Source organism: Microbacterium sp. LWO13-1.2 (assembly GCF_038397725.1).
GTDB lineage: Bacteria > Actinomycetota > Actinomycetes > Actinomycetales > Microbacteriaceae > Microbacterium.
The window spans coordinates 575,366-597,496 of sequence record NZ_CP151634.1 but is presented as its reverse complement, the minus strand read 5'-3'; the positions used below and the strand labels follow the sequence as shown (position 1 = coordinate 597,496).

Here is a 22,131-nt window from a genome sequence, read left to right as displayed (position 1 = left end):
CTTCCTTGTCGGATCGGGGAGGGTCAGAAGCCGGGGATGAGGCTGACGACGACGTCGATGAGCTTGATCCCGATGAACGGCGCGATCACACCGCCCAGGCCGTAGATGAGCAGGTTGCGCTGCAGGATCTGCGAGGCGCTCGCCGGCCGGTACTTCACGCCGCGCAGGGCGAGCGGGATGAGGAAGACGATCACGATCGCGTTGAAGATGATCGCGCTCGTCACGGCGGATGCCGGCGAGTGCAGCTGCATGATGTTGAGCGCTGCGAGTCCGGGGAAGACCCCCATGAACATCGCCGGGATGATCGCGAAGTACTTCGCGATGTCGTTCGCCAGGGAGAAGGTCGTGAGAGCTCCCCTGGTGATCAGCAGCTGCTTGCCGATGCGCACGATGTCGATGAGCTTCGTGGGATCGGAATCGAGGTCGACCATGTTGCCGGCCTCCTTCGCGGCGGAGGTGCCGGTGTTCATCGCCACTCCGACGTCCGCCTGGGCGAGGGCCGGGGCATCGTTGGTGCCGTCGCCGGTCATCGCGACGAGCCGGCCGCCGTCCTGCTCCCGGCGGATGAGCGCGAGCTTGTCCTCGGGAGTGGCCTCCGCGAGGAAGTCGTCGACGCCGGCCTCGGCGGCGATCGCCTTCGCCGTGAGCGGGTTGTCGCCGGTGATCATGACCGTGCGGATTCCCATGCTGCGCAGTTCCTCGAAGCGCTCCCTCAGGCCCTCCTTCACGATGTCCTTGAGGTGGACGGCGCCGAGCACACGGCCGGCGCCTGCAGGCGCTTTCACGGCGACGACGAGGGGCGTGCCGCCGCTCTGCGCGACGGCATCGGTGCGGCTCGTCAGCTCGACGTCGTCTCCGGTGATCTCGAGCCAGGCGCGCACCGCTGATCCGGCGCCCTTGCGGATCTGGGTGCCGTCGGCGAGGTCCAGTCCGCTCATCCGGGTCTGCGCGGTGAACGGCACGACGATCGCATCCGCCGGTTCCGCGACCCGGATGCCGCGTGCCGCAGCCAGTTCGACGATCGATGCGCCCTCCGGTGTCGGGTCTGCCAGCGAGGAGAGAGCGGCCGTGCGGAGCAGCTCGTCGGCGTCGACACCCGGAAGCGGCAGCACCTCGTGCGCGCGGCGGTTTCCGTAGGTGATGGTTCCGGTCTTGTCGAGCAGAAGCGTCGTCACGTCGCCGGCGGCCTCGACCGCGCGCCCGGACATCGCCAGCACGTTGCGCTGCACCAGTCGGTCCATGCCGGCGATGCCGATGGCCGACAGCAGGGCGCCGATCGTGGTCGGGATCAAGCAGACGAGAAGCGCGATGAGCACCGGGATGCTCACGGGTGACGCGGCGTAGGCGGCGATCGGGTTGAGGGCGAGGACCACGATCAGGAACACGATGGACAGGCTCGCCAGCAGGATGTTGAGGGCGATCTCGTTCGGCGTGCGCTGGCGGCTCGCGCCCTCGACGAGGGCGATCATCCGGTCGACGAAGGTCTCGCCCGGTTTCGACGTGATGCGCATCACGATCCGGTCGGACAGCACGCGGGTGCCGCCGGTGACGGCGCTGCGGTCGCCGCCGGACTCGCGGATGACGGGGGCGCTCTCGCCCGTGATCGCCGATTCGTCGACGGTCGCGATACCGGAGACGATGTCGCCGTCACCGGGGATCAGTTCGCCGGCCTCCACGATCACGATGTCGTCGCGCTGCAGGTCGGCCGAGGAGACCTGCTCCGTCTCGGTGCGTACGGCGGCGGCGTCCTGCGCCGCGTCGTAGCCGGTGACCCGACGGGCGAGGGTGCTGGTGCGCGTCTCGCGCAGACTCGCCGCCTGCGCCTTGCCGCGGCCCTCGGCCACGGACTCGGCGACGTTCGCGAAGAGCACGGTCAACCACAGCCAGACCGCGATGCCCCAGGTGAACATCGGCGGCACGGCGGTGCCGCCGGATTCCCCGGGGCCGCCGAGGAAGGGTTCGGCGATCGCGAGAACGGTCGTGAACACGGCGCCGGCCCAGACGAGAAGCATGACGGGGTTGCGCACGAGGGCTCGGGGATCGAGCTTGCGCAGGGCGCCGGGCAGGGCCTGGACGAGTTGCGCCCAGCCGAACGCGCGAGGCTTCGCGGTCTCGGATGAAGGGGAGGCGGATGCCGCGGCATCCTGCATCTCGGGGGTGGAGGTGACGATGGTCATGTCAGACGAGTCCTTCAGCGAGCGGCCCCAGAGTGAGGACCGGGAAATAGGTGAGTGCGGTGACGATGACCGTCACGGCGAGGAGGAGACCGACGAACTGCGGCCGATGGGTGGGGAGGGTGCCCGCGGTGGCCGGTACTCGCTCCTGCGCGGCGAACGAGCCGGCCAGTGCGAGCACGAGCACGATCGGGAGGAATCGCCCGAGCAGCATCGCCACGCCCAGCGCCGTGTTGAACCACGGGGTGTTCGCCGTGAGTCCGGCGAAGGCCGAGCCGTTGTTGTTCGCCGCCGAGGTGAACGCATAGAGCACCTCGCTCATCCCATGGACGCCCGGGTTCAGGATGCTGGTCGACTCGACGTCTTCCCGGATCCCGGGAATCGCGAAGCTCAGGGCGGTACCGCCGAGCACGAGGGCAGGGACGACGAGGATGTAGAGGCTCGCGAGCTTGATCTCGCGCGGGCCGATCCGCTTGCCGAGGTATTCCGGGGAGCGTCCGACGAGCAGCCCGCCCACGAAGACGGCGATGATCGCGAGTACGAGCATCCCGTACAGGCCGGAGCCCACGCCGCCGGGAGCGACCTCTCCGAGCATCATGTTCAGCATCGGCATCATGCCACCGAGAGCGGTGTACGAGTCGTGCATCGAGTTGACCGCTCCGGTCGAGGTGAGCGTGCTCGCGCTGCCGAAGAGGGTGGATCCCAGGATGCCGAAGCGCTGTTCCTTGCCCTCCATCGCCGCTCCGGCGAGTTCCGGCGCCGAGCCGCGTCCTGCCAGTTCGAGTGCCGAGAGCGCGAAGGTCGAGACGAGGAAGATCGTGCCCATGACGGCGGCGATCGCGTACCCCTGGCGGTTGTCGCCGATCATGCGTCCGAAGGCGCGGGGGAGCGCGAACGGGATGGCGAGGATGAGCAGGATCTCCAGCAGGTTGGTCCACCCGGTCGGGTTCTCGAACGGGTGCGCCGAGTTGGCGTTGAAGAAGCCGCCGCCGTTCGTGCCGAGCAGCTTGATCGCCTCCTGCGACGCGACCGGTCCGCCCGGAATCGACTGCGCCGTGCCGCCGATGGTCTGCACCTCGGTGAAGCCGGCGAAGTTCTGCACGACGCCGCCGATGATGAGCGCGACTGCGCCGATGAACGCGATCGGCAGCAGCAGCCGGCCGAGCCCGCGGATCAGGTCGACCCAGAAGTTGCCGATCGTCGCCGAGCCCCGGCGGGCGAGCCCACGGGTCAGTGCGATGGCGACGGTGAGGCCGACGGCGGCGGAGACGAAGTTCTGCACGGTGAGGCCGGCGAGCTGCACCGTGTAGCCCATCGTCTGCTCGGGGGAGTAGGACTGCCAGTTCGTGTTGGCGACGAAGGATGCCGCGGTGTTGAATGCGAGGCCTTCGGGGACGGCCGGGAGGCCCAGGGATTCCGGAAGGAACGCCTGGAGCCGCTGCAGGCCGTAGACGAGGAGGAGCCCGGCCGCGGAGAACACGAGCACGCTGCGGGCGTACGCGCGCCAGGTCTGCTCGGACGAAGGATCCACGCCGATGAGGCGGTAGAAGCCGCGTTCGACGCGCAGATCGCGCGCCGAGGTGTACACGTGGGCGATGTAGTCACCGAGGGGCCGGTACAGGAGCACGAGCGCGATGATGAGCGCCGCCGCCTGCAGGATGCCGAACCAGATGCCCGCGCCCATCAGAACTTCTCCGGGGCGACGAGGGCGACCACGAGGTAGGCGATCGCTGCGAGTGCGAGAGCTGCAGCGATGATCTCGAAGACGATCACAGCCGCTCCACCCCCTTTGCGGTCAGCGAGACGAGGGCGAAGAGCGCGAGAGTCAGCGCGAGGTAGAGGATGTCGAGCACGGAGTCGATACAACTCCGGCTGACGCGTGTCGACGACGATCCTCACGGTTCCCCTACGCCCTTCGCCGTGACGCATGCGGCTTGCTCACGGCGAGTGTCCAAGGGGAAGCCGTCGTATGCTCTCGGAGTGACTGCGGCACGACGAACGCTCAGCAGGGGGTCGATCATCGTCCTCGTGCTGGCCGGCGTCGCCGCGATCGTCGTCGTCACCGGCATCCTTCCTGCACCGGATGCCGGTGCGCTCGGGCTCCGCATCGTGCCCGTGCTGGGATTCGTGGTCGCGATCACGATCGTCGCCGAACTCGCCCGCGACGCTGGTGTCTTCGATGTGCTCGCGCAGAGGCTCGCCCGCTGGGGGCGGGGGCAGGTTCTGGCGCTCTGGGCATCGGTCGTCGCGCTCGCGGTCGTCAGCACGGTCTTCCTGTCACTCGACACGACGGCCGTGATCGTGACCCCGGTCGTCGTGGTGCTGGCGCAGAGCATCGGCGTCTCACCGCTCCCGTTCGCGCTCGCGACGGTGTGGCTGGCGAACACGGCATCCCTCGCGCTGCCGGTCTCGAACCTCACGAACCTGCTCGCCGCGCCAGCGGTCGGCAGTGACCCGGCGGCGTTCATCGCGCTCAGCTGGGCGCCGACGCTGATCGGCGTGCTCATCCCTGTCGCGATCCTCACCATCGTGCACCGGCGCACTCTGTTCGGCGGCTACCGCGTGCCGCCGCCGGGGTCACCCTCTGACCGTGTGCTCTTCTGGGGCGCAGCCGCGGTGCTGATCGCGCTGCTTCCGTTGCTCACGGTGACGCACGACGTGTGGATCCCCGCCACGGCCGCCGCCCTGCTCCTGGTCGTGCTGTTCGCGGTGCGGCGTCGACATGTGCTGCGGCTCGGACTGGTTCCGTGGTCCGCAGTCGGACTCGCCACCGCTCTGTTCGTGCTGGTCGAGACGGCGCATGCCAATGGCCTCCTCGATTTCCTGACGGCGCTGGCTCCCGACGATCACGGGCCGGCGGCGCTCCTGCAGCTCGCGGGAATCGGCGCCCTCGCCGCCAACGGTGTGAACAACCTCCCGGCATATCTCATCCTGGAGCCCGCCGCGGGAGACCCGGTGGCGTTGATGGCACTGCTGATCGGTGTGAACCTCGGCCCGCTCGTCACTCCGTGGGCATCACTGGCGACGCTGTTGTGGCATCACCGGATCGTGGCGCTCGGCGTGACGATCAGTTGGCCGCGCTTCATGCTGTGGGGGCTCGTCGTCGCGGTGCCGACGGTCGTCGCAGCCACTCTGGTGCTCGCCCTCGTCGCCGGGTGATGCTCGGCGTCAGCTCTGCGGTGGACCGGCAGGCCGGTGCGCACGCCGGCCGTTCACGACGACGGGGCGGCCGGCACGCTCCTGGCCCGGCAGCGGGCGGGAGCGACGTCCGTAGATGAGCTCGGAGGAATCCAGCAGCCACGGCACGAGCGTGATCGAGACGCCGTGCACGAGCATCAGCTGGTTCGCCAACCGACGGGCGCGTCGGTTGTGCAGGAACGTCTCCCACCAGTGCCCGACGATGTACTGCGGAAGGTAGACCGTCACGACGGACGAGCCGTGCTTCTCGCGGTACTGGTTGATGAACTGCGCCACCGGCTGCGCGAACGACCGGTACGGCGATTCGATGATCACCAGGGGGACGGGCATCAGATGGTCCGCCCACTGCTGCTGCAGCTCGGTGGCGTCGTCCGCGGCAACCCCCACGTGCACAGCGAGAGTCTTGCCGTGCTTCGCCGCGACGGCATACTCGACGGCTTTCACGACCGGCTTCTGCAGCCGGTTGACCAGCACGAGGGCGAGGTCTCCGTTGGCGCCGAAATGCGTGACGTCATCGATCGCGATCTCGTGCTCGACATCGCGGTAGTACCGCTTCACGCCCATCATCAGGAACGCGAGCACCGGGATGGCGAAGAACACCAGATACGCGCCGTGGGTGAATTTCGTGATCGTGACGATGACGAGCACGAGGATCGTGAGGCTCGCGCCGACGGAGTTGATGATCAGGCCGACGCGCGCAGAGCGGCGATCGGATGCCGTGGCCTGCACGCCGGTGCTTCCTTCGGCCGGCCGGCGCAGGATGCGTCGCCAGTGCCGCACCATGCCGAGCTGGCCGAGCGAGAACGACACGAAGACGCCGATGATGTACAGCTGGATGAGCGTGGTCAGTTTCGCCTGGAACACGATGAGCACGATCATCGCGACGATGCCCAGGGCGATCATGCCGTTCGAGAAGACGAGCCGGTCGCCGCGGGTGTTCAGGGCCTTCGGGGCATAGCCGTCGCGGGCGAGCACCGAGCCGAGCAACGGGAAGCCGTTGAACGCGGTGTTCGCGGCGAGCAGCAGCACGCACGCGGTCGCCGCCTGCACGATGAAGAAGAGGATGCTGCCGCCACCGAAGGTGGCGCTCGCCACCTGTGCCATCAGGCTCGGCTGCGGGTTCGTGCAGTCGAAGCCGATCAGGTCGCAGGGATTCTCGGCGTAGTGGACGCCGGTGATCAGGGCGAGCGCGGTCAGACCGGCGAACAGGCCGATCGCGATCGTGCCCATCAGCACGAGGGTGGACTGCGCGTTTCGCACCTTGGGTGCGCGGAAGGCGGGAACGCCGTTCGAGACGGCTTCGACGCCGGTGAGGGCGGAGCATCCGCTCGAGAAGGCCCGCAGAACGAGCAGGATCACTGCGGCCTGGCTGAGGTCTTCGGCGTGCACGGCGAACTCGGCGCTGGAAGCGACCGGCGCATCGCCGAGGAATGTGCGGACAAGGCCGGTGAGGATCATGAAGCCGACCGAGGCGATGAAGACATAGGTCGGGATCGCGAACACGAGGGACGCCTCACGCACACCGCGCAGGTTCACGACGATGATCAGGATGACGAAGCCGACGGCGAGCCACACCCGGAACGGGTCGAGCGCCGGAACGGCCGAGATGATGTTGTCGACGCCGGATGCCACCGACACAGCGACCGTCAGTACGTAATCCACGAGGAGCGCCGCCGCCACGACGACGCCGGGGATCTCGCCGAGATTCTTCGACGCCACCTCGTAGTCGCCGCCGCCGGAGGGGTACGCCTTGATGAGCTGGCGATAGCTGAGCACGACCACGAGCAGCAGCACGATGACGCATACGGCCACGATCGGCGTGAAGGACAGAAAGGTGAGTCCGCCGATCAGCAGGATCATCACCAGTTCCTGTGGGGCGTAGGCCACGGAGCTCAGCGCGTCGGAGGCGAAGATCGGCAGCGCCATGCGCTTCGGCAGCAGCTGACCCTCGAGGTGCTCGTTGGTCAGCGGATCCCCGATGAGGATGCGCTTCGCGAGCTGCGGGGTGTCCGGCAGGCTCCGGGATTCATTTGCCACGAGCGGCGACGATACGCCTGCGGGGGCGATCCTCACGACATCCTTACGGAATCCCTACGGGGTGTGCGGACGCCCTTACGGAACCCTTACGCTTCGGTGTCGTCGGCTCGTGGGACGCGTTCTCTATGATTCGCACTCATAGGATTCGCATCGTTGCGACATAGCATCCGCTCCGCCCCGACCTATCGTTCGCACAGCGTGCCTTGATTCTCTGGATCCAGACGACGGGAGAGATCATGAGCGAGACGACGACCGATCCGCGATGGATCGATAAGGATGGCAACGAGATCGACGAGGACCACCGCGGGCTGGTCTACGACATCCGCACGCTGGTGAACCGGCGACGGGCCCTGGGCATCTTCGGTGGAGTGGCCGCGACGGCGCTGCTCGCCGCGTGCGCGCCGGTGGCATCCTCAGCAGGGAACTCGTCCGGAGAGCCCAGTGGTTCCGGTGCGCCGAGCGGATCCGGCGGACCCAGCGGAGCACCAGAGGCGGAGGGCGACGGTGTGACGGTGGAAGGCGAAGTGCCGGACGAGACGGCCGGGCCTTACCCCGCCGACGGATCGAACGGCGTGAACGTCCTCGATGATTCCGGGATCGTGCGCCGAGACATCCGCTCCAGCTTCGGATCCTCGACGACGACCGCCGAGGGCGTCCCGCTGGAGATCGTGCTCACGGTGCGCGACGCCGCGACTGGCAGCGCCTTGGTCGGGGCCGGCGTCTACCTCTGGCACTGCGACCGGGACGGGAACTACTCGCTGTACTCGGATGCTGCGAAAGGCGAGAACTATCTCCGCGGAGTCCAGGAGGCCGACGACACCGGCACTGTGCGATTCACCTCGATCTACCCGGCCTGCTACGACGGCCGCTGGCCGCATATCCACTTCGAGGTCTACGGGGATGTCGCATCGGCAGTCGCGACCGGCCCGATCGTGAAGACATCGCAGATCGCCCTCCCCGAGGAGAGCAACGCGGCCGTGTACGCGACCGGTGGCTACGAGAAGAGCGTGACCAACGCATCCAGGGTGACGCTGGCCGGTGACAACGTCTTCGGCGACGACGACGGCATCCACCAGATCGCGACCATGGCCGGCGGCGTCTCTCAGGGATACACGGCCGCACTGACGATCGGGGTGTGAGGGCATCCGCTGCGGGCGAACACCCAGGCGATTCCGATCACGGATGCGTAACGTCAGGATCATGAGCACGGTTTCCGTCGACGAGCAGGCCATCGCCGAGGCGAAGGATCTCCGCGATCAGTTCCAGCGGTTCCTCCGGGAGTACGAGTTCGGGATGCGGGAGGTCGAGACCAAGATCTCGATCCTCCGCGACGAGTTCACGCACAACCACGCGTACAACCCGATCGAGCACGTCAAGAGTCGGATCAAGACGCCGGACAGCATCGTCGAGAAGGTCGCCCGCAAGGGGATCGAGCCCGACTTCGACACCATCCGTGCGGAGATCACCGACATCGCGGGCATCCGGGTGACCTGCAGTTTCGTCGCCGACGTGTACCGCCTCTTCGATCTGCTCACCCAGCAGGACGACGTCAGCATCCGTCTGGTCAAGGACTACATCGCCGACCCGAAGCCGAACGGCTACAAGAGTCTGCACACGATCATCGAGGTTCCCGTGTTCCTCTCGACCGGCCCGATCGCGGTGCCGGTCGAGGTGCAGTTCCGCACCATCGCGATGGACTTCTGGGCCAGCCTCGAGCACAAGATCCACTACAAGTTCCAGGGCCAGGTTCCCGGCCACCTCGTCGACAGCCTCACCGATGCGGCCGATGCAGCGAGCGAGCTCGATGTACGCATGGAGCGCCTGCACCGCGAGGCGCACGGCGTGCGGCCGCGCGAGCTCGCTCCGCCGCGTGTGATCGCGGTGTAATCGGCCGTTCAGGCTGGTGCTTCGCGGTTCACAACTCAGGAAGAATTCCAGCGACCGGGCCTATTCGGGCGCGGACGGTGAGTACCGGAGCGGATCTTCCTGAGTTGTGAACGGAGCTCGGCAGCCGCGACTCAGTCGAGGAACTCCCGCGCCGCCGCAGACAGCGCCGTGACGCCGACCTCGATGGTGGGGTGGATCTCCGGCGCGTAGTACGGCGAGTGGTTGGTCGGGATGTCCTCGGCCTGCCGGCCCGCTGCCGTCGCCTCGGCGAACTTCACCGGATCCGCTCCGCCCCAGAACCAGAACACCAGGGGAGCACCGGCATCGCGGGCGAACCAGGACACGTCCTCGCTGCCGGTGAACATGCCGGGGTCCATGACGGATGCTTCACCGAGGGCGCGCTGCAGCGCACCGGTGACCCGTGCCGTGGCGTCTTCGTCGTTGATGGTGGCCGGCAGAGTGTGGTCGGTGCGGATCTCGGGTTCGCGCTCTGCGCCGGATGCCGCGGCCTCGGCCCGCACGATGCGCTCGACGCTCGCGAGCACCTTGTCGCGCATCTCGTCGTTCGGGTACCGGAGGCTGAGCTCGAGCTTCGCCTCGGCGGGGATGATGTTGTTCTTCAGTCCGGCGTGGATCGAACCGACCGTCACGACGGCGACGCCCTGCGGATCGATCTCGCGAGAGGTGATGGTCTGCAAGCGCATCACGGTCGCCGCCGCCATCACGACGGGGTCGATCGTGGCGTGCGGGCGCGAACCGTGTCCGCCGCGACCGTGCAGGGTCACGGTGAGGCCGTCGGATGCGGCCATCTGGGTGCCGCTGCGCACTCCGATGATGCCGGCAGGCAGCGGGGTGACGTGCTGACCGAGCACGATGTCCGGCTTCGGGTAGCGGGCCAGGATGCCGTCGTCGAGCATCGCTCGTGCGCCTGCTCCGTATTCCTCAGCGGGCTGGATGATGACGACCAGCGTTCCCGACCATTCGTCGCGTTCGGCGACGAGCTTCTCGACGGCGCCGATCATGGCGGTGACGTGCATGTCGTGGCCGCAGGCGTGCATGACGGGGACGGCGGTTCCCGTCGGGTCGATGCCCTTCGCCGTGCTCGCATACGCGAGCCCGGTCTGCTCCTCGACGGGGAGGCCGTCCATGTCGGCGCGGAGCCAGACGACAGGCCCGTCGCCGTTGCGCAGCAGTCCGACGACGCCGGTGATGCCGACGCCCTCCTCCACCTCGAGCCCCAGGTCGCGCAGGTGCCCGGCGGCGACGCCGGCCGTGCGCGTCTCCTGGAAGGACAGCTCCGGATGCTGGTGCAGGTCGATGTACAGGGCCTCGAGGTCGATCGTCATGCCATCACCCTAGTGCGCCGCCATCTCGCATCAGTGGCCAGGCGGCGACGTCCGACGTCCGGGGTCAGTGCGGGGTGCGGGGTCATCCGAACCCTGCAATCGCTGTGGCCCCGCACCTCGGCTGGCGAGTGCGTCGTCAGGGTTGAGCAGGCCGCAGGCCTTCATGGACAGGCAGCCGCAGCCGATGCATCCGGTCAGCTCCTTCTCCAGGCGTTCGATGCCTTCTCGGCGTCGTTCCAGCGCGCGCTTCCAGCGACGCGATGCGCGCTGCCAGTCCTCATGGCTGGGGGTGACGGCGAGCGGGACGTCGGCGAAGGCATCCTGCACGTCCGCGAGCGGAATGCCGAGCCGCTTGGCCACGGTGATGAGGGAGACCCGGCGCAGCATGTGGCGCGCGTATCGGCGCTGATTGCCCGGAGTGCGCGTCGATGCGATCAAGCCGAGCTTCTCGTAGAAGTGCAGTGCCGACACGGCCACGCCTGTCCGTCGGCTCATCTCACCGATGCTGAGCAATTCGTCCGGCGCGTGCGGCGGTGCGTCCGTGATGTCTTCAGGCGTCAATCCGGGCCCTCCCGCTGCTCGATTTGACCTCAAGCCTACTTGAGGTTTTACCGTGGAGAACGTGACAAGAACCCGAATGAACGTCGCTGAACCGCGAGTCGCCATCGTCGGAGCCGGCCCCGCCGGCATCTACGCCGCCGACATCCTGCTCGGGCTCTCGCCCACCGCAACCGTCGACCTGTTCGAGAAGCTCCCCGCCCCTTACGGTCTGGTGCGATACGGGGTCGCCCCTGATCACCCGCGGATCCGGAAGATCACCGACGCCCTGCACGAGGTGCTCACGAACCCGCGGATCCGGCTGCGCTGCAATGTCGAAGTCGGTGCCGACATCGGCATCGCCGAGCTCCGAGCCGCCTACGACGGCGTGATCGTCGCGACCGGCGCCGACCTCGACGTGCCGCTCGACATCCCCGGCATCGATCTGCCCGGTTCCTTCGGAGCCGCCGACTTCGTCGCCTGGTACGACGGGCATCCCGATGTGCCGCGCAGCTGGCCGCTCACCGCCGAGTCCGTCGCCGTGCTCGGAGCGGGCAACGTCGCGCTCGACGTCACCCGGATCCTCGCCAAGCACGCCGCAGCGCTCTCGCACACCGATACTCCCGACACCGTCCTCGAGCAGCTCGCGGCCAGCTCCGTGCGCGATGTGCATCTGTTCGCGCGGCGTGGCCCCGCCGATGTGCGCTTCTCGGCGCTCGAGCTGCGCGAGCTCGCCGATCAGCACGATGTCGACGTCATCGTGGACCCGGATGAGCTGGTGCTCGACGCGCATGCCGAGCGGATGATCGAACAGTTCTCGCAGCGCAGGATCATCGTTCGCACACTCACCGAGTGGGCGAGTCGTACTCCGTCGACGCGCAGTGCGTCGCGCCGCATCCACCTGCACCTGCGGCAGCGACCGGTGCGGTTGCTCGGCACCGGGGCCGTGACCGGGATCGAGATGGAACGGACCGCCTCCGACGAACTCGGGCGGATGGTCGGCACCGGAGCGATGCTCCGCTACGACGTCGCGGCCGTCTACCGCGCGATCGGATACCGATCGACTCCGGTTCCCGGCATGCCGTTCGATGCCGAGCGCGGTGTGGTGCCGCACGTCGAGGGGCGTGTCACCGACGCCGACGGCGCCCGCATCCCGCGCCTGTACGCCACCGGCTGGATCAAGAGAGGACCGGTCGGGCTCATCGGTTCGACCAAGTCGGACGCCGCCCAGACCGTGCGGCACGTGCTCGATGACCTCGGTGATCTTGCCGAGGGGCCCGCTGAGCGTGCGGCCGATCCGTTCGACGCGCTCGCCGGTGCCGTCGACTTCGCCGGCTGGCTGCGCATCGACGACGCAGAACGCCGCGCAGGCGCCGAGCGCGGTCGCGAGCGGACCAAGCTCGTGGCCAGAGAAGAGATGCTCGGCCACGCGCTCCCGATCGGGGAGGTTGTCCGATGACGGCGAATCCCGTTCCGACGCCCGTCGGCGAAGGACTCAAGGCGGCCTTCCGCACCCATCCGGCCGGCGTCGCCATCATCACCGCGATGACCGACGACGGCCCGGTCGGCCTCACAGCATCGAGCGTCGCCTCCGTCGCCGTCGACCCGGCCGCGATCGTCTTCTCGGTGACGCGGGCGACAGGCTCCGCCGGCGCGATCCTCGGCGCCGACACCTTCGTCGTGCATCTCATCGACGATGAGCACGCCGCCCTCGCCCAGAGCTTCGCGACGAGCGGCGCCGATCGCTTCACTCCGGAACAGGGCTGGACGGCACTCGAGACCGGCGAACCGTTTCTCGCTTCCGCACGCGCCGCACTGCGCTGCCGGTCGCTGCACACGGTAGCCGTCGGCTCGTCGACGGTCGTCATCGCCGAAGTGCTCGACGTGCTCCACGGCCCGCAGGGTCGACCGGTCGTCTACCTGGACCGCGGGTTCCACTCGCTCGCGCACCCTGCGCCACTCGTCGCACCTCTGACCTGAACCACCCTGAACCACGCTCGAAAGGAACCCCCCCCATGTCTGCCCTGTACACGCTTCCCGAACTGCCGTACGACTTCTCCGCCCTCGAACCGCACATCTCCGGCACGATCATGGAGCTGCACCACACCAAGCACCACCAGGCCTACGTCACCGGTGCCAACACGGCTCTGGAGCAGCTCGCGGACGCGCGAGATGCGGGGGATCTCTCGAACGTGAACAAGCTCGAGAAGGATCTCGCCTTCAATCTGGGTGGTCACATCAACCACTCGGTGTTCTGGCAGAACCTCTCGCCGAACGGCGGTGGGGCGCCCGAGGGCGAGCTCGCCGCTGCGCTCGCCGATTCGTTCGGATCGATCGACGCTTTCCGTGCGCACTTCACCGCCAGTGCGCTCGGTGTGCAGGGCTCCGGGTGGGCTGTGCTCGCCTGGGACAGCATCGGGGCCAGGCCCGTGATCTTCCAGCTGTTCGATCAGCAGGGGAACGCGCCGCTCGGCGTGATCCCGCTGCTGCAGCTCGACGTCTGGGAGCACGCGTACTACCTGGACTACCGCAATGTGCGCGCCGATTACGTCAAGGCGTTCTGGGAGATCGTGAACTGGGCCGACGTTCAGGAGCGGTTCACCAGGGCGCAGACGGCGACGCGCGGACTCATCGCCGCGCGCTGATTCGGCGCGGGGTCGTCACAAACAGACACTTGTACAAGTGGCTGTTTGTGGAGCATGATGAGCGCGGAGGTGCTCATGGAAGCTCTGAGTCTTGACCACGCGTTTCACGCCCTGTCGGATGGCAACCGTCGGGCCATCCTCGCGCTGGTGCGCACCGGTCATCGACCGGTCGGCGAGATCGCGAGCGAGCTCGGCCTGTCGCAGCAGATCGTGTCGCATCACCTGAAGGTGCTTCGCGAAGCGGGCCTGGTGTCGGGCACACGATCGGGCACCCGGCACCTGTACGCAGTCCGGGTGGAGGGTCTTGCGGTGGGCAAGGCGTTCTTCGACGACTTCTGGCCGGAGCGGCTGACGCGACTCAAGAATGCGATCGAGGGAGCCGGGGTGGGTGAGGGCGATGGCTGAGCACCGCTCGAGCATCGACATCGCCGCGCCCCCGGAACGGGTCTTCGAGTACCTGGTGACCGCGGAGGGGATCACGGCATGGATGGGCGACTGGGCTCAGGTCGAGCCGACTCCGGGCGGAGAGTTCTCCGTGAACATCGCCGGGTACGGCGCCCGGGGGATCTTCCTCGAAGTCGACCGGCCGCGTCGGGTGACGGTGTCCTGGGGTTTCGAGGGGAGCGAGGAGCTGCCACCCGGATCGTCGACGGTGTCGTTCGAGCTGAGTGCGACCGACGGCGGCACGCGAGTCGAGGTCGTGCACACAGACCTGCCGGAGAGTGCGGTGCCAGGACACGTCGACGGATGGGACCACTTCGTTGCCCGGCTCGCCCTCGCCGCCACCGGGCAGCGGCTTCCGCCTGACACCTGGACGCCGTCGCAATGACCGATACCGAAGGAGTGCACGAGATGACGAACGTACCGACGCCCGTTGCCACCGTGGAGGCGTATCACCGAGCCTGGACCGGAGGAGACGTCGAGCTCGCGCTGACGTACCTGTCGGACTCCGTCGTATGTGCAGCGCCGGATCCCGCGATCACGACGAAGGCCCACTGGCGGGAGTACCTCTCCAGATTCGTCCCCATGCTCACCGGGGCTCCCGAACTCACTCGGATGACAGACGGCGACCGGGTGGCGCTCTGGTACTTCCCGCAAACCGCCGTCACCGACACCACGCTGGCCAGTGAACTCTTCCGTGTGGAGGATGGGCGAATCACCGATATCCGGCTGTGCTTCGACAGGCTCAACTACATGCCGCCGCCATCGGCGTGACGCTCGCCCTCAGCCCAGCAGTTCCCCGACGAGCGTCTCGATGCGGCCGCGGATCTCGTCGCGGATCGGACGCACGGAGTCGATGCCCTGGCCTGCCGGGTCATCGAGCTTCCAGTCTTCGTAACGCTTCCCAGGGAAGAACGGGCAGGCATCGCCGCAGCCCATCGTGATGACGACGTCGGATGCCTGCACGGCCTCGGTCGTCAGCACCTTCGGAGCCTCGGCGGTGATGTCGATGCCGAGCTCGGCCATCGCCTCGACGGCGATCGGGTTGATCTGGTCGGCTGGCATGGAACCGGCAGAGCGCACCTCGACGCGGTCGCCGGCGATGTCGCGGAGGAATCCTGCGGCCATCTGCGAGCGTCCGGCGTTGTGCACGCAGACGAAGAGAACAGAGGGCTTGGTGGTGTCAGTCATGGTGTCTCCCGAGTGATTGGTCAGTTGAGAACGTCGTCGACGAGGATGCGGACGCGGGCGGCGATGTCGTCACGGATGGCTTCGACGCCCTCCACAGAGGCGAGGGCCGGGTCACCCACGGCCCAGTCCTCGTAGCGGACGCCGGGGATGATGGGGCAGACGTCGCCGCATCCCATCGTGACGACGACGTCGGCCGCGCGGACGGCGTCGTCGGTGAGCGGCTTCGGGAAGCGTTCGGATGCCGCGTCCCCCTCGATCTCCGCAAGGAGCGACCGCACGTGCGGGTGGATGACGTCGGCCGGGCTGGAGCCGGCCGAGCGGGCGACGACCTTGCCGCCGGCCATCTGGTTCACGAGGGCCGCGGCGAGCTGCGACCGGCCGGCGTTGGCGACGCAGACGAACAGTACCTGAGGCACGCCCGTATCGCGGTCGCGGGTGAGGTCGCTCAGGCGCTGACGGGCGAAGCGCTCAGTGAGGGGGATCAGCGCCGAGCTGACCCGTGCCGTGCGGGCGAGGCCGGTGTACGACTCGCGCACGATCGCGAACACGACCCCCGCGTCGAGCTCCGGAACCTCCGCGGCGAGTTCACCGGCGAGGCGCGTGACACGTGCGTCGAAGTCCGGTCGCAGTCCATCGTCCCCTGAGTCGTTGCGCCATGGAGCGGCGACCGTCGCGGGCGCGAACGAGTCCAGGAGCGCGGTGACGGCACGACGGCGGTCCGGATTGATGCGGTACCAGACCCAGGTGCCGCGCCGCTCGGAAGTCAGGACGCCGACGTCCTTGAGGACCTTGAGGTGATGCGAGACGGTCGGCTGGGCGACCTCTGCGAGCTCTGCAAGATCGCAGACGCAGGACTCGCCCCGCGGGTCGGAGGCGATGGCCGACAGCATCCGAAGTCGCAACGGATCGGCGAGCGCCTTCAGCGTCGTGGCGACGGATGCGGCGGCATCCTGCCCGATCGCATGGGTGGCGACGGGACTGCAGGTGTCTGCAGTCAGGGATGTCGCGTTCATGACGGGGTCCTTTCACCAGTGAACGGGGCGGTGATGAGCGCCAGAAGGTGAGCAGTGTGAATCGATATGTCTCTATATTGACGAATATCAATTCAAGTCGCAAGCTGCCCTGGAAGAGTTCACTTGCTGGTCATCTGGCGGCTCGAAGCCGGGGTTCTTCCTGCTCCCGCGCTCGCCTCGCACGGGAGGCCGATACTCTCCTCTCTATATGAGCGACAGCCGCGGTGGTTGAATGCTCTCATCAGACAGGAAGACCATGGACGCGCTGGACGTTCTCGGCAGTATCGCCGACATCATCGCGTGGATCGGGCTCGGCATCGGGATCCCGCTGCTCCTGGTCGTCGCCATCGGCAGGGCTCACGACGGCCGGTGGCATCCCATCGAGGTCGTCATCCTGGAGGAAGCTGAGCGGGCGCGCGCCCGCTGGTACACCGCCGGTGACTTCTGGGAACGCCCCCTCCGCGCATCCGAAGCAGAGCACTGGCGGGGGCGCGAAGAAGCCCCGGCCTTCATCAGCGAGAAGCACCCGCGCGTGATGAGTTTCGAACCCCGGCGACCTGCCCTCCACGCGATCCAGGTCGTTGCGATCGCCCTTGCCAGCGCCGGGGGAGCGGGACTGGTGCTGTCGTTCGTCCTGCTCTTCGTGGCGTAAGACGGCTCCTGGCGGCAGAGACGCACTTGATCTAAGAGGATTCCGATGCAATTCAATTAGTCAGTGGTGACTGTATAGTCATTGCATGCTGACTATTGCCTCACGGCTCGACGTGATGAACCGGCTCGGCCGTGCAATGGCCGATCCGACGAGATCCCTCATCCTGATGACGCTCATTGCCGGGCCCAGCTACCCTGCGGTGCTGTCGCGCACTCTCGATCTCACCCGCTCGAACGTCTCGAACCACCTGACGTGCCTCCGGGACTGCGGCATCGTGATCGCGGAGCCGGAGGGCCGTCAGACGCGGTATGAGATCGCCGACCCGCACCTCGCCGCGGCGCTGACGGCGCTCGTGGACGTGACCCTCGCGGTCGACGAGAACGCCCCCTGCATGGATGCCGCCTGCGCGGTGCCCGGATGCTGCGGGACGGATGCTGGCGCGTGACCGAGCTCACCGTGGAGAGGCGCGCCCGGCTGCACCGACGGGTCCGGTTCATCGTCGCCTTCACGATCACCTACAACGTGATCGAGGGCATCATCGCGGTGTGGGCCGGAGTCGTCGCCTCGTCGGCGGCACTGATCGGGTTCGGCCTTGATTCTGCAGTAGAGGTGCTCTCGGCTGCCGCGATCGCGTGGCAGTTCACCCGGAAGAACCCCGAGCGCTGGGAGAAGGGCACCGTCCGCGTCATCGGCCTCGCCTTCTTCCTCCTCGCCGCCTACGTCACGATCGACGCGGTACTGGCCCTGATCGGACAGGAAGGTCCAACGCATACTCCGCTCGGATTGGGGATCACGGCGCTCAGCCTCATCGTCATGCCGCTGCTGGCATGGCTCGAGGTGCGTACCGGTCGCGAGCTGGACTCGAAGAGCGTTGTCGCGGATGCGAAGCAACTCATCCTGTGCGTCTATCTCTCCGGCGCCGTCTTCCTCGGTCTCCTCCTGAACAGCCTGCTCGGCTGGTGGTGGGCGGATTCGGCCGCCGCTCTCATCGTGGCGGTCCTCGCGATCCGGGAGGGCATCGAGGCGTGGCGCGGCGACGTCGAATCACCGTTCGAGGTGCTCGAAGAGCTCGAGGACGCCCACACCTGAGTACCGGAACCGGGCCGCCGACATGCGCCGCCCCGGCTCCGAGAATCACGTCAGACGGATGCTCCCACCGGCCGGCCGATCTGCAGCACCGCCGGAGCGGCGCAGCATCCGCCGGCCGCCGCCTCATCGAAGTCGCTGGAGCCGCCGCAGACCCCGGTCTCGGGAAGGGTGAGCTCGTTGCGCGCCGCCGCCTCATGATCGCCGGCGAGATGGGCGACCACACTGCGCACCTGCTCGTACCCGGTCAGGGCGAGGAAGGTCGGCGCGCGCCCGTAGGACTTCACGCCGACGATGAAGAGGCCGGGTTCGGGTTGAGCGAGTTGGCGTGCGCCCGTCGCCGACACCGAGCCGCAGGAGTGGATGTTGGGGTCGATGTCGGCTGCGATTCCGGCGACGGCGTCGAGCACCGGATCCAGATCGATGCGCAGTTCGCGCAGGATGCCGGTGTCCGGCCGGAATCCGGTGAGGGCGTAGACGTGCGCGACGTCGGTGATCTCCCTGCCGTCCTCGGCGATGACCGTGAGGGCATCGGCATCCGCCTGGAGCTCGGCGACGCGGAATCCGGTCACCAGGTCGACGACACCGGATTCGATCACCTTGCGCGCGCGCGACCCCAGTGCTGCGCGTTCCGGAAGATCGTCTCCCGCACCTCCGCCGAAGACATTCGCCGCGCTGCCTCGGCGCAGCAGCCAGGTCACACGCGTTCCCGGCGAGCGGCGTGCGAGCTCGCTCAGCCGCAGGACGGCGTGCGTGGCGGAGTGCCCGGCGCCCACGACGACGACGTGCTGGCCAGCGAGAGCGGCGACATCATTCGGGATGCGATAGGAGATCCGTTCAGCGGCGCTGGCCTCACCGAGTGCCGGGAAGCCGTCGGCGCCGGCGGGATTGGGGAGTGACCAGGTGCCGCTCGCGTCGATGACCGCTCGGGCGAGGAGCCGGGCGTCGTTGCCGTTCGCATCGACGGTGTGCACCACGAAAGGCTGGCTCTTGCGACCGGCTTCGACGACCTTGTCTCGGCCCTGGCGGGACACGCCGGTCACCGTGGTCGCATACCGGATGCGCTCGCCGAGGGCATCCGCGAGGGGAGCGAGGTATTCGCTCACCCACTCAGCGCCGGTCGGGAAGCCTGATGCGGGCGCGCTCCATCCGGTCGGTTCGAGTAGCCGCCTTCCCGCCGTGTCGGTGAGTTCGGCCCACGCGGAGAAGAGGCGCACATGTCCCCACTCCGAGACCGCGGCCGCAGGCCCATCCCCGCGTTCGACGACGACGACGTCGAGGCTGCGTTCGACGAGGTGCGCTGCGGCGGCGAGGCCCTGCGGGCCTGCTCCGATGACGACGACGGGAAGCTCAGACATCACATCTCCTCAAATCGAGATTCTTCAATATGACGACTGTTACGCATCTATCGAAGAATGTCAATACGTGGCAGACTGGAGGGGTGAGCCTGCCAATGACCATCGAAGCGCCGTCGTGCTGCGTGCCGCCGATCACGTCTTCGCTCACTGCGGAAGACGCCGAGCGCATCGCGCACGTCTTCAAGGCGCTGGGCGATCCGACGCGCATCCGGTTGCTCTCGCTCATCGCCGCGGCCGATGGCGGCGAGGCCTGCATCTGCGACCTCATCGATCCGGTCGGCCTGTCGCAGGGCACCGTCTCCCACCACATGAAACTGCTCGCCGACGCCGGCTTCGTCACGCGCGAGCAGCGCGGCAAGTGGGCGTATTTCGCGCTCACCGAGGGCGCGCTGGATGCCGCCGCCGACGCGCTCCGCTCCGTCTGACCTCAGCGCAGCTGCGCGAACTTCTCGACGTCGATCGTCGGTCCCACCACGAGCACCGTATCGCCGTCGCGGAGGATGGTGTCGGCCTGAGCGTTTCGCCACTCTCCGTGGGCAGATGAACGGTAGGCGGCGATCGTGACGCCATGGGTGCCGCGCACCTGTCCTTCGGTGAGAGTGATGCCGTGCAGATGCTGGGGTGCGACGGTCTTCACGATCGCGTAGCCCTTGTCGATCTCGAGGTAGTCGGCCGCTGCGCCGCGCACGAGGTGCGCCACCCGGCGGCCCATGTCCTTCTCCGGATACACGACCTTGTGCACGCCGAGCTGCTCGAGCACCGCGCCGTGGCGTTCGTCAACGGCCTTCGCCCAGATCACAGGCACCTTGAGCTGCAGCAGAAGTGAAGCAGTGAGGATCGATGCGGTGATGTCGGAGCCGATGGACACCACGACCCGGTCGAACTCTCCGATCGCGAGCTGTTCCAGAACGTCGAGACGCGTCGAATCGGCGCGGACGACCTGGGTGAGTTCTCCATTCAACGCCTGGACGATGTCTTCGTCGGCGTCGATTCCGAGCACCTCGGTGCCGGATGCCATCAGCTCGAGCGCGAGCGAGGTGCCGAACCGGCCGAGGCCGATGACCGCGACCGAGTCGGCCTCGGCGATCCGCCGGGCGTCCTGGCCGAACGAGAGAAACTTGGGCACGTGAGTCCTTTCGAGGGGTGAGAGATGCTCGGCGTCGGGGCGTTCAGCCGATCGCGGGCCGCTCCTTGGGGAGTTCGTAGGCAGTCCTGCGCTCCCGGAGAGCGAGCGCCGACCCGAGGGTGAGCGGGCCGAGTCGCCCGAGGAACATGAGCAGGATGAGGATGATCTGCGCGGCCTGCGGCAGCTGTGCGGTGATTCCGGTGGACATGCCGACCGTGCCGAAGGCAGAGACGACTTCGAACAGCACCTGATCGAGGTCGAGGTCGGTCATCGCGAGGATGGCGATCACCGCCGCCGTGATCGCTCCCAGCGCGACGATGACGACGGTGATGGCCTCGCGGTGCACGGCGCGAGAGAGCCGCTTGCCGAAGACGTTCACGGCGGTGCCTCCGCGCAACTCTGTCCACATGATGAAGAACAGCACCGCGAATGTCGTCACCTTGATGCCGCCGGCGGTACCGGCGGGACCGCCGCCGATGAACATCAAGACGTCCGTGCCCAGCCATGTCTCGTCGTGCATCTGCGCGACGTCGACCGAGTTGAAGCCGGCCGTCCGCGCCTGCACGGCGTGGAAGAAGCCGGCGAGCACTCGAGAACCCGGTGTGAGCGTGCCCAGCGTGCCCGGGTTGTTCCACTCCATGAGCAGCACATAGGCGGTGCTGAGTGCGAGGAGGGCGGCCGTCGTGGCGAGGACGATCCGCGTGTTCATCGTCCAGTGCAGCGGGCGCCGGAACTCCCGTCGCAGCTGTCGCAGTACGGGGAAACCGAGACCTCCCAGGATGATCGCGATGCAGATCGGCAGGCAGATCCAGGGGTCCGAGACGAATCCCATCAGGCTGTCCGTGTAGAGCGCGAAGCCGGCGTTGTTGAACGAGGACACGGAGTGGAAGACGGCGTGCCACGTTGCACGACCGACGTCGTATCCGTATCCCGTGGTGAATCTGACGAAGAGCACCAGCGCCACCATCACCTCGATCGCGACAGTCGTGACGAGGATGCCGGTGGCGATCCTCTTCAGGTCTCCGGCGCCGGCAGTCTTGGTCTCGGTGCTGGTGATCAAGCGCGAGCGCACGGTGAACCGGCGGGCCAACGCCAAGCCCACCAATGCGGCGAAGAGCATGATGCCGAGACCGCCGAGCTGGATCAGCGCCAGGATCACGATCTTCCCGAACGGGCTCCAGTGCACAGCTGTGTCGACCACGATCAGTCCGGTGACGCACACCGCCGATGTCGACGTGAACAGGGCGTCGATCGGTCCCGTCCAGGTGCCCGCGGCCGAGGAGGCAGGCAGCATCAGGATGACCGCCCCCACGAGGATCGCCACCCCGAACCCGACGGCGATCGTCTGAGCGGGCGCCAGAGGGCGGCTCTTCGCGAGCCGACCGCGGACGGAAGTGTGTGAAGCCACGAGCAAGCACACTACTCCACGAAAACTCGCTG

Annotated in this window: 24 protein-coding genes; 13 read left to right on the top strand and 11 right to left on the bottom strand. The window is 67.6% G+C overall.

From position 1 onward, the window contains the following. Positions 1–23: 23 nt before the first annotated feature. The 3 genes from kdpB to MRBLWO13_RS02825 are packed head-to-tail and all read right to left on the bottom strand — an operon-like array spanning position 24 to position 3,947. On the bottom strand, positions 24–2,177 hold the full coding sequence (kdpB, locus tag MRBLWO13_RS02835) for a potassium-transporting ATPase subunit KdpB (protein WP_341976273.1): 2,154 nt from the start codon (positions 2,175–2,177) through the stop codon (positions 24–26). 1 nt (position 2,178) lies between these two features. Continuing rightward, positions 2,179–3,858: a potassium-transporting ATPase subunit KdpA gene (kdpA, locus tag MRBLWO13_RS02830; protein WP_341976272.1), complete on the bottom strand. Its 1,680-nt coding sequence runs from the start codon at positions 3,856–3,858 to the stop codon at positions 2,179–2,181. Beyond that, entirely contained in the window at positions 3,858–3,947 is a 90-nt protein-coding gene (locus tag MRBLWO13_RS02825) for a potassium-transporting ATPase subunit F (protein ID WP_341976271.1), read from the bottom strand. Before MRBLWO13_RS02825 ends, kdpA begins: the two co-directional genes overlap by 1 nt. 207 nt (positions 3,948–4,154) lie before the next feature. Here MRBLWO13_RS02825 and MRBLWO13_RS02820 point away from each other — a divergent pair, with 207 nt between their 5' ends. Beyond that, entirely contained in the window at positions 4,155–5,333 is a 1,179-nt protein-coding gene (locus tag MRBLWO13_RS02820; protein ID WP_341976270.1) for an SLC13 family permease, read from the top strand. A gap of 9 nt (positions 5,334–5,342) precedes the next feature. Here MRBLWO13_RS02820 and MRBLWO13_RS02815 read toward each other — a convergent pair whose 3' ends face one another. Continuing rightward, the gene (locus MRBLWO13_RS02815; protein WP_341978268.1) at positions 5,343–7,298 is read right to left on the bottom strand and encodes an APC family permease; all 1,956 of its coding nucleotides are present in this window, start codon (positions 7,296–7,298) and stop codon (positions 5,343–5,345) included. A 347-nt stretch (positions 7,299–7,645) separates the two neighbouring features. Here MRBLWO13_RS02815 and MRBLWO13_RS02810 point away from each other — a divergent pair, with 347 nt between their 5' ends. Beyond that, the gene (locus MRBLWO13_RS02810) at positions 7,646–8,548 is read left to right on the top strand and encodes an intradiol ring-cleavage dioxygenase (RefSeq protein ID WP_341976269.1); all 903 of its coding nucleotides are present in this window, start codon (positions 7,646–7,648) and stop codon (positions 8,546–8,548) included. Positions 8,549–8,609: 61 nt separating this feature from the next. Then, positions 8,610–9,296, top strand: coding sequence for a GTP pyrophosphokinase family protein (locus tag MRBLWO13_RS02805; RefSeq protein ID WP_341976268.1), 687 nt, complete (start codon positions 8,610–8,612; stop codon positions 9,294–9,296). Between the two features lie 131 nt (positions 9,297–9,427). On the opposite strand, the gene MRBLWO13_RS02800 is transcribed toward MRBLWO13_RS02805, so the two are convergent. Together MRBLWO13_RS02800 and soxR are read right to left on the bottom strand one after the other, a co-directional pair. Next, complete coding sequence (locus tag MRBLWO13_RS02800) at positions 9,428–10,642, bottom strand: amidohydrolase (RefSeq protein ID WP_341976267.1); 1,215 nt, start codon at positions 10,640–10,642, stop codon at positions 9,428–9,430. A 30-nt stretch (positions 10,643–10,672) separates the two neighbouring features. Continuing rightward, the gene (soxR, locus tag MRBLWO13_RS02795) at positions 10,673–11,188 is read right to left on the bottom strand and encodes a redox-sensitive transcriptional activator SoxR (RefSeq protein WP_341978266.1); all 516 of its coding nucleotides are present in this window, start codon (positions 11,186–11,188) and stop codon (positions 10,673–10,675) included. Between the two features lie 76 nt (positions 11,189–11,264). On the opposite strand from soxR, the gene MRBLWO13_RS02790 reads away from it, so the two are divergent. The 6 genes from MRBLWO13_RS02790 to MRBLWO13_RS02765 are packed head-to-tail and all read left to right on the top strand — an operon-like array spanning position 11,265 to position 15,039. Beyond that, complete coding sequence (locus MRBLWO13_RS02790) at positions 11,265–12,638, top strand: FAD-dependent oxidoreductase (RefSeq protein WP_341976266.1); 1,374 nt, start codon at positions 11,265–11,267, stop codon at positions 12,636–12,638. After that, the gene (locus MRBLWO13_RS02785; protein WP_341976265.1) at positions 12,635–13,159 is read left to right on the top strand and encodes a flavin reductase family protein; all 525 of its coding nucleotides are present in this window, start codon (positions 12,635–12,637) and stop codon (positions 13,157–13,159) included. The genes MRBLWO13_RS02790 and MRBLWO13_RS02785 overlap by 4 nt, the downstream gene beginning before the upstream one ends. A gap of 35 nt (positions 13,160–13,194) precedes the next feature. Continuing rightward, the gene (locus tag MRBLWO13_RS02780) at positions 13,195–13,824 is read left to right on the top strand and encodes a superoxide dismutase (RefSeq protein WP_341976264.1); all 630 of its coding nucleotides are present in this window, start codon (positions 13,195–13,197) and stop codon (positions 13,822–13,824) included. Positions 13,825–13,881: 57 nt separating this feature from the next. Further along, complete coding sequence (locus tag MRBLWO13_RS02775) at positions 13,882–14,229, top strand: metalloregulator ArsR/SmtB family transcription factor (protein WP_341976263.1); 348 nt, start codon at positions 13,882–13,884, stop codon at positions 14,227–14,229. After that, a complete protein-coding gene (locus MRBLWO13_RS02770) occupies positions 14,222–14,653 on the top strand; it encodes an SRPBCC domain-containing protein (RefSeq protein ID WP_341976262.1) in 432 nt (143 codons plus the stop codon). Before MRBLWO13_RS02775 ends, MRBLWO13_RS02770 begins: the two co-directional genes overlap by 8 nt. Before the next feature lie 23 nt (positions 14,654–14,676). Further along, positions 14,677–15,039, top strand: a complete 363-nt coding sequence (locus tag MRBLWO13_RS02765; protein WP_341976261.1) for a nuclear transport factor 2 family protein — start codon at positions 14,677–14,679, stop codon at positions 15,037–15,039. Positions 15,040–15,048: 9 nt separating this feature from the next. On the opposite strand, the gene MRBLWO13_RS02760 is transcribed toward MRBLWO13_RS02765, so the two are convergent. Both MRBLWO13_RS02760 and MRBLWO13_RS02755 read right to left on the bottom strand, forming a co-directional pair. Continuing rightward, positions 15,049–15,456: an arsenate reductase ArsC gene (locus tag MRBLWO13_RS02760; RefSeq protein WP_341976260.1), complete on the bottom strand. Its 408-nt coding sequence runs from the start codon at positions 15,454–15,456 to the stop codon at positions 15,049–15,051. A 20-nt stretch (positions 15,457–15,476) separates the two neighbouring features. Then, complete coding sequence (locus MRBLWO13_RS02755) at positions 15,477–16,469, bottom strand: metalloregulator ArsR/SmtB family transcription factor (protein WP_341976259.1); 993 nt, start codon at positions 16,467–16,469, stop codon at positions 15,477–15,479. 256 nt (positions 16,470–16,725) lie between these two features. Between MRBLWO13_RS02755 and MRBLWO13_RS02750 the strand changes: the two genes are divergently transcribed. The 3 genes from MRBLWO13_RS02750 (at position 16,726) to MRBLWO13_RS02740 (ending at position 18,210) form a co-directional block, all read left to right on the top strand. Beyond that, positions 16,726–17,121 carry a hypothetical protein gene (locus MRBLWO13_RS02750; RefSeq protein ID WP_341976258.1) on the top strand — a complete coding sequence of 132 codons (396 nt, stop codon included), beginning with the start codon at positions 16,726–16,728 and terminating at the stop codon, positions 17,119–17,121. A gap of 85 nt (positions 17,122–17,206) precedes the next feature. After that, positions 17,207–17,566: a metalloregulator ArsR/SmtB family transcription factor gene (locus MRBLWO13_RS02745; RefSeq protein WP_341976257.1), complete on the top strand. Its 360-nt coding sequence runs from the start codon at positions 17,207–17,209 to the stop codon at positions 17,564–17,566. Beyond that, on the top strand, positions 17,539–18,210 hold the full coding sequence (locus MRBLWO13_RS02740) for a cation transporter (protein WP_341976256.1): 672 nt from the start codon (positions 17,539–17,541) through the stop codon (positions 18,208–18,210). Before MRBLWO13_RS02745 ends, MRBLWO13_RS02740 begins: the two co-directional genes overlap by 28 nt. Before the next feature lie 50 nt (positions 18,211–18,260). Here MRBLWO13_RS02740 and MRBLWO13_RS02735 read toward each other — a convergent pair whose 3' ends face one another. Next, a complete protein-coding gene (locus MRBLWO13_RS02735) occupies positions 18,261–19,565 on the bottom strand; it encodes an FAD-dependent oxidoreductase (RefSeq protein ID WP_341976255.1) in 1,305 nt (434 codons plus the stop codon). 83 nt (positions 19,566–19,648) lie between these two features. Between MRBLWO13_RS02735 and MRBLWO13_RS02730 the strand changes: the two genes are divergently transcribed. Beyond that, positions 19,649–19,990, top strand: coding sequence for a metalloregulator ArsR/SmtB family transcription factor (locus tag MRBLWO13_RS02730; protein ID WP_341976254.1), 342 nt, complete (start codon positions 19,649–19,651; stop codon positions 19,988–19,990). Positions 19,991–19,992: 2 nt separating this feature from the next. On the opposite strand, the gene MRBLWO13_RS02725 is transcribed toward MRBLWO13_RS02730, so the two are convergent. Then, positions 19,993–20,691 carry a TrkA family potassium uptake protein gene (locus tag MRBLWO13_RS02725; protein WP_341976253.1) on the bottom strand — a complete coding sequence of 233 codons (699 nt, stop codon included), beginning with the start codon at positions 20,689–20,691 and terminating at the stop codon, positions 19,993–19,995. A 43-nt stretch (positions 20,692–20,734) separates the two neighbouring features. Next, on the bottom strand, positions 20,735–22,099 hold the full coding sequence (locus MRBLWO13_RS02720) for a potassium transporter TrkG (protein WP_341976252.1): 1,365 nt from the start codon (positions 22,097–22,099) through the stop codon (positions 20,735–20,737). Between the last annotated feature and the right edge of the window lie 32 nt (positions 22,100–22,131).

Coding starts and splice junctions, on each gene's coding strand:
- kdpB (WP_341976273.1), bottom strand. CDS start 2,177: ATGACCATCGTCACCTCCACCCCCGAGATGCAGGATGCCGCGGCATCC.
- kdpA (WP_341976272.1), bottom strand. CDS start 3,858: ATGGGCGCGGGCATCTGGTTCGGCATCCTGCAGGCGGCGGCGCTCATC.
- MRBLWO13_RS02815 (WP_341978268.1), bottom strand. CDS start 7,298: ATGGCGCTGCCGATCTTCGCCTCCGACGCGCTGAGCTCCGTGGCCTAC.
- MRBLWO13_RS02810 (WP_341976269.1), top strand. CDS start 7,646: ATGAGCGAGACGACGACCGATCCGCGATGGATCGATAAGGATGGCAAC.
- MRBLWO13_RS02805 (WP_341976268.1), top strand. CDS start 8,610: ATGAGCACGGTTTCCGTCGACGAGCAGGCCATCGCCGAGGCGAAGGAT.
- MRBLWO13_RS02800 (WP_341976267.1), bottom strand. CDS start 10,642: ATGACGATCGACCTCGAGGCCCTGTACATCGACCTGCACCAGCATCCG.
- MRBLWO13_RS02785 (WP_341976265.1), top strand. CDS start 12,635: ATGACGGCGAATCCCGTTCCGACGCCCGTCGGCGAAGGACTCAAGGCG.
- MRBLWO13_RS02780 (WP_341976264.1), top strand. CDS start 13,195: ATGTCTGCCCTGTACACGCTTCCCGAACTGCCGTACGACTTCTCCGCC.
- MRBLWO13_RS02775 (WP_341976263.1), top strand. CDS start 13,882: ATGAGCGCGGAGGTGCTCATGGAAGCTCTGAGTCTTGACCACGCGTTT.
- MRBLWO13_RS02770 (WP_341976262.1), top strand. CDS start 14,222: ATGGCTGAGCACCGCTCGAGCATCGACATCGCCGCGCCCCCGGAACGG.
- MRBLWO13_RS02765 (WP_341976261.1), top strand. CDS start 14,677: ATGACGAACGTACCGACGCCCGTTGCCACCGTGGAGGCGTATCACCGA.
- MRBLWO13_RS02760 (WP_341976260.1), bottom strand. CDS start 15,456: ATGACTGACACCACCAAGCCCTCTGTTCTCTTCGTCTGCGTGCACAAC.
- MRBLWO13_RS02755 (WP_341976259.1), bottom strand. CDS start 16,469: ATGAACGCGACATCCCTGACTGCAGACACCTGCAGTCCCGTCGCCACC.
- MRBLWO13_RS02750 (WP_341976258.1), top strand. CDS start 16,726: ATGGACGCGCTGGACGTTCTCGGCAGTATCGCCGACATCATCGCGTGG.
- MRBLWO13_RS02745 (WP_341976257.1), top strand. CDS start 17,207: ATGCTGACTATTGCCTCACGGCTCGACGTGATGAACCGGCTCGGCCGT.
- MRBLWO13_RS02740 (WP_341976256.1), top strand. CDS start 17,539: ATGCTGCGGGACGGATGCTGGCGCGTGACCGAGCTCACCGTGGAGAGG.
- MRBLWO13_RS02735 (WP_341976255.1), bottom strand. CDS start 19,565: ATGTCTGAGCTTCCCGTCGTCGTCATCGGAGCAGGCCCGCAGGGCCTC.